This window comes from Rhizobium mesoamericanum STM3625 (assembly GCF_000312665.1).
Taxonomy (GTDB): domain Bacteria; phylum Pseudomonadota; class Alphaproteobacteria; order Rhizobiales; family Rhizobiaceae; genus Rhizobium; species Rhizobium mesoamericanum.
Window position 1 is genome coordinate 187,421 of the sequence record NZ_HF536778.1, and the last position, 5,568, is coordinate 192,988.

The 5,568-nt window shown below is 56.1% G+C and carries 5 protein-coding genes; 3 read left to right on the forward strand and 2 right to left on the reverse strand.

What is annotated here, in order from left to right; genetic code table 11:
* Window positions 1–1,141, reverse strand: a protein-coding gene (locus BN77_RS29580; protein WP_244426287.1) for an IS3 family transposase whose coding sequence is annotated in 2 segments (ribosomal slippage) — window positions 1–819 and window positions 821–1,141 — 1,140 coding nt annotated over the 2 segments. Because the reading frame shifts where the segments join, the coding sequence is not laid out codon by codon here. This gene is flagged as partial in the annotation.
* A gap of 825 nt (window positions 1,142–1,966) precedes the next feature.
* Between BN77_RS29580 and BN77_RS29595 the strand changes: the two genes are divergently transcribed.
* Window positions 1,967–2,980, forward strand: coding sequence for a hypothetical protein (locus tag BN77_RS29595; RefSeq protein ID WP_208856492.1), 1,014 nt, complete (start codon window positions 1,967–1,969; stop codon window positions 2,978–2,980).
* A 324-nt stretch (window positions 2,981–3,304) separates the two neighbouring features.
* On the opposite strand, the gene BN77_RS29600 is transcribed toward BN77_RS29595, so the two are convergent.
* On the reverse strand, window positions 3,305–3,553 hold the full coding sequence (locus BN77_RS29600) for a hypothetical protein (RefSeq protein ID WP_007539268.1): 249 nt from the start codon (window positions 3,551–3,553) through the stop codon (window positions 3,305–3,307).
* A 272-nt stretch (window positions 3,554–3,825) separates the two neighbouring features.
* Here BN77_RS29600 and BN77_RS35625 point away from each other — a divergent pair, with 272 nt between their 5' ends.
* Both BN77_RS35625 and BN77_RS33920 read left to right on the forward strand, forming a co-directional pair.
* Window positions 3,826–4,863, forward strand: a complete 1,038-nt coding sequence (locus BN77_RS35625; protein WP_051321211.1) for a DNA methyltransferase — start codon at window positions 3,826–3,828, stop codon at window positions 4,861–4,863.
* The gene (locus tag BN77_RS33920; RefSeq protein ID WP_280109963.1) at window positions 4,757–5,509 is read left to right on the forward strand and encodes a DNA methyltransferase; all 753 of its coding nucleotides are present in this window, start codon (window positions 4,757–4,759) and stop codon (window positions 5,507–5,509) included. Before BN77_RS35625 ends, BN77_RS33920 begins: the two co-directional genes overlap by 107 nt.
* The last annotated feature ends 59 nt before the right edge of the window (window positions 5,510–5,568 follow it).

A 5,568-nucleotide genomic window follows, 5' to 3' on the forward strand; every position in this document is an offset into this window, starting at 1 on the left:
GTCTTCGATCCATCCGTCAATCTTCCGGAGAGCTGTTTCGGCGTCCGGAATAGGTGAGATGCGTATGTAGTCCCGCTTCAGGGTTTTGACGAAAGCCTCCGACATGCCGTTGGACTGAGGGCTGGCAACGGGCGTGAAGCATGGGACCAGGTTGAGGGCTTGGGCAAACAGCCTGGTCTCCCTCGCGGTGTAGGCACTGCCGTTATCAGACAGATGTTCAATGACATGCGGGGCGCTGGTTGCGCCGAAGCGTTTCTCGACGGCCTCCAACATCATGTCTCGGATGTCGGAGCCGGATATCCCGGCATTGGCGACGGCTGCCCATGAGATGATCTCCCGGTCGAAGGCGTCGATGATGAAGGCGAGACGAATGACCTCGCCATTCCAGCAGGTGAACTCCAGGCCGTCCGAGCACCAGCGCAGGTTGGAGCGCATGACCATGACCTTGCCATCGTGGAGGCGGCCCTTGCGAACGGCCGTATGCTTCTCCAGCAGCATGGCGTGGTTGCCCATGATGCGATGGACCCGTTTGGCGTTGACGACAGGCTTATCGGCGGCTCGCCTTTCGCGATTGAGGAGCGCGGCGATCCGCCGATAGCCATAGGTTGGCCTTTGATCCACTAGCCTGCGAATGGCGGGCAGAAGCTCTGCATCCTCGACCTTGTGGTATGGCCCACGCGGCTTTGATTTGCCTTTCAGTCGCTCGATGAGGTTGGAACGAGAGACGCCCAGCGTATCTGCCACGGCCTTCATCGGGAACCGTCCTTCGGCAACAAGATCGGCCGCGATATCCGTTTTTTTGACTGGGCTTTGGACAGGGGGCTTCACGGAGAATCTCGTTCTCCAACGTCTTGCGCCCGAGGATGCGCTCAAGCTCGCGCACGCGATCTTCCAGCTTCTTCACCTCGGAATTGCCGACCACCGGCTCGTCAGAATCCACGGCTGCAGCACCTCCCTCGCTCAAGAGCCTGCGCCACCGATAAAGCAGATTGGGCGCGACGCCATGGCGGCGAGCGGTGGACGATACCGTCTCGCCTGGTTCGAAACTCTGCTCAATGATTGTCAGCTTTTGCTCAGTTGTCCACCGTCTGCGGCGAACATCACCCGTCAGCAATTCAATGTGTCGATAGTCGTTAGACATAAGCCTATCCCCAAGCCTGTGCTTGAGCCTTCCTGCTTATGCTGAGTGTCCGGTCAAAAGTGGGGGCAGTTCAATACCGAAGGATGCGGAGCGCGATGATCTGTGCAACGCTGTTAGATATAGCCCTACTCCAAGCACAAGTACAATCCGATTGCTTATGGATTGAAGCCTTATGTTGGTCCTGATGTCGAGCGCACCTATTGCGACGAACATGCAAAGTTCGCTCAGGCGGATATTTCGAGCATTCCGCAGCTGCTGAGGCGAGGACTCCATCTTGGCCTGCAGTCGGAGCGAGCCGCGGGAGATGTTCCAGCGATGCTCTGGACAATCGATGACACTGGTTGGATTTACGAACTGCGCATAACAAATGAGGCCCAGGCGGAGTATTATGGATACCCGATCCTGCAGAATGATGCTTTCGCTCGACAAATCCTCGCTCGTTCGCGAACGGTTGCTTTCGCGCCAGGAGGATTTACAATAACAGACGATGAGAATTTTAGGGCCGCTATCGAGGCCGCAGAGGCTTTTTATCGATGACCGACAGTCGTTTCTTCGAACTATCCGCCAACTGGTCTGCAGCCGGTAGCGAAGTTGCAGAGATTTCGCTTCGGTTGGGCGACCGGGTATTGTCCCGTATCGCTGATACGGAAAAAAACCATTCGGGACTATTTCAGAGCTTCTGCCACCGGACTGGCCTTGTGGTTCGTTGATAATTGGTGGCGCCTGCGGTGGGAGACTATCAATGGCCCTCATTCTGTGTCAGCGGACTGGCGCCTGCGGCACGAGTTGAACTCTGCGATGGGCGGAGCACTATGGCCGCCGGTTATGATCTACAGTTCGGCGGATCCGATCGTTTTTGCACCAAGCCTTGGGAAGCGCTCGGCAGGCGGCCCACAACAATATGTCAACATCAATGGTGTCGGGATGGTCATGGCTGACGAATATGAGAAGGAGCTCGACGCCTTTCTCCAGCTCGTCATCGAGCACTGTGCGAGCGCAGTAGATGGCAAAGCGCTTGAGGCACTTTTGGGTCAGGTCTTAGCCGAACGGAGAGACCCGGAACTGGCGGGGTGGAGAAGGCTTGAAGCCTGTCTCGGATATGATGCCGACGAAGCGCCTGACGATGTCGTCACCGGACTGATCGATTTCGAGGGGTTGGCCGGTGAAGAGGGCGTGGAAGAGGCAGCTCGCGCCAGGCCTGGTGCAGAATCCGCAACGATACTTGGGCAGGCGATCGAAGCAACGCGGCTGTCGGATGCGACAGTCGACCTCAGTCTCGCAACCAAGATCGAGAAGGATCCAGAACTTCCCCCGGCGGCGGCCCCATGGCGATTTGCGGAGAGCGCGGCGGCAAACTTGCGCGCGATGATCGGCGCGCGACCTGGGCAACTGCGGAGCGGTAGTCTTGCTGATATCCTTGGAGCGCGTTGGGGCGACTTGAAGAAAGCGACGGCGACTGCACGTAAACTTCCCTATGGCTTGCGGATGTCTGACGATTCTGACCGGACCCGTCTGTCGCTTAAGACTTTGCGTCCGAAGGACCGTCGTTACGAGCTAGCAAGGATCTTTGGCGATGCCGTCTGGAAATCTGGGGCTGAGTTCGGCGTTGTCAGCCGTTCGAACACCGATAGACAAAAATTCCAGCGGGCCTTTGCGCGAAGCCTTTTATGCCCGTTCGATGACCTGCGACATGAGCTCGACGTCAACAATCCCACGCCAGAAAGCATCGAAGCTGCCGCAGAGACGTTTTTCGTTCACGAGTCGGTAGTAAGGAACCAGCTCGTTTACAAAGGGTTTTTGCCCTTTGAAAATGCGACCGAGGAAGCTGAGGCAGCCTGAAATAAGCGGTATGATCGCCTTGCATGGGCGAAACTTCCTATTTTGGAAGCGGTCAGGAGGGTATATTCCACGCCTGGAGCCTGCGATGTCACGCAGGCCGCGTTGCGCGACAGATCCCATTTCTGACCAGTCTTGAACATGAAGGGCTCGATGAACATACCCAGTCGTATCCACTCGCTTCAACCGCTCCCATCTGTCGTCGCCGATTCTTTGTCTTGATGGGAATCGAACCGCCGACAACCACCAAGCTCCATCAAATACATCGCCGTTCCTTCATTGCTTGCGACGACACCCCGGCAATCGGCGAGAACAGATACTCCAATATCAGCCGGCTTCCGGTCTTGACCTCGACCGATACCGCCATTCCGGCGACAGTGGTACCGTAGTGCCACCAACATCGATCCTGTTGACGTCAGGCACAACGGTGATCGGAAAGACGAGGTTCTGGACCCGCTGAGCGTTGCGGATCGGGATCGTGCTTTGCAGCTCCTTGTCCGGCTTGTTTTCGAGCTGTTGCGCATCTGGCGCGGGGATCGCGTCCGTCGCAACACGCGTGACCTTCCCTTCGATCACGCCATAGCGCGTGAAACGGGAAGGTCTGAACCTTTTCGGAAGCCGGCCAGAAAGTACGGACGATGGGTGGGTGGATGTGTTTCAGCGATGACGGGCGCGGCGCCAGCTGCCCAAGAAGATTCCGACAGCTAAGCCTTCCGTCTATGTCCCCGATTGGGCGGTGCCTTCCGGACTGGAACTGAGGCCGGATACTGGTCCGTTAGTATAAACGAAAATTCAACCAAGATTGTAGAAGATGAAAAAGTATCTGTCGCACTCATCGGGGACATTGCGTGAACAAGCTGTACTTCGGGGACAATCTCGATTGGCTGGAGAAGATGGTGGCAAACTCCGTGGATCTGGTTTACTTAGATCCGCCATTCAACTCCAAAGCGTCGTACAACATCCTTTACAAATCACCTGTCGGGGCTGATGCGCAGCGGATGGCCTTCGAAGACACTTGGCGCTGGGAAGACGGGGCGGAAGCTGCGATGGAATCGGTGCGCCGATCCGATGTCTCAATCTTCCGAATGTTGCAAGCTCTCCAAGGTTTTCTGGGTCAGAGCGATCTTATGGCTTACCTCGCCATGATGACTGTTCGCCTGATACATTTGAAGCGTGTCTTGAGGCCAACAGGCAGCATATTCCTTCACTGCGATCCCACGGCCAGCCACTATCTGAAAACCGTCATGGACTCGATATTTGGCGCCTCGAACTTTCGGAACGAAATTATCTGGCTCAGGTCTCAAAATCCGAAGGGATCACAACACGCAAGCAAAAAGTTCAGCCCGAGCACTGATACTATTCTTTATTATGCGAAGTCAGATGCGGCGCCCTTTTACGAAGACGCGATACGTGTACCTTTGTCGCAGGCCGAACTCCTGGAAAAATATGATAGATCGGACGAATTGGGCCCCTATGCAGACGGCCCAATTCTTCGATCGGCGAGCATGGGTGTTCGCCCAAATCTCGTCTACGAGTATAAGGGCTTCACACCTCCACCATACGGATGGCGCGTAGAGTTGGAGAAACTCCGTGAGATTGACGCGGAGGGCAATCTGTCGTGGAGCAGATCAGGCGCGCCGCGCCGTAAACTTCGGCCGATTGATGATCGGGGAAACCCTATCGGCAGCTTTTGGGGCGACATACCTCCTCTCAACTCGCAGGCTGAGGAGCGCATCGGTTACCCCACGCAGAAAACCCCTCGCTCTGCTAGAGCGTGTCATCTTATCTTCAACGGCGCCAGGCGACGTCGTGCTGGACCCCTTCTGTGGCTGCGGGACGGCACTGCATGCTGCGGAGCGGCTGGGAAGAGCATGGGTTGGAATTGATATTACCTATCTAGCGATTCAGGTAATTCAGGATAGAATGAAGACTTGGCTTCCCCTCGCCACCTATTCAATTGAGGGAATTCCAAAGGACGAATACGGAGCGCGTCAGCTTGCGGCCACTGAGCCGTATACATTTCAGGAATGGGCAGTCGGACGAATTGGTGGTCAGGCTAAGGGTCGTGGACCTGACAAGGGCATTGATGGTGAAATCGCCTTTGTGACCGGCCCGGGTAAATATGGTCACGCGATAGTTTCTGTAAAAGGCGGAAAACACATCGGCCCAGACGCTGTTCGGGTATTGAAAAGCGTTGTCCAACGGGAAGCCGCCGACATGGGTGTCCTTATCTGCCTAAACGACCCTACTCAAGACATGCGTACCGAAGCAGCAACAGGCGGGAGAATATCACTCCCGGGCGGAGAACGAGCGCGAATTCAAATCATAACCGTGAAGGATTTGATCGCGGGACCAAACCTTGGTATTCTGACCGAGCTGAATACGGTAAGAGCCGCTCAGGAGGCGCGCGTATTGCAGCGAAAGCGCCCCCCCGGCAAAACCTACGCCAGCGGAAATACGGGAATCCCCATCTCTTCGCCTTCCAATTTCAGGTGGAAAGTTAACCAAGTCCCAAGCCTCATTGTCGCTTGACGAACCACTCCTAACACCGCCGCAGGAGCATGTTCCAAATCGCGCCAAACGCCGCGGCG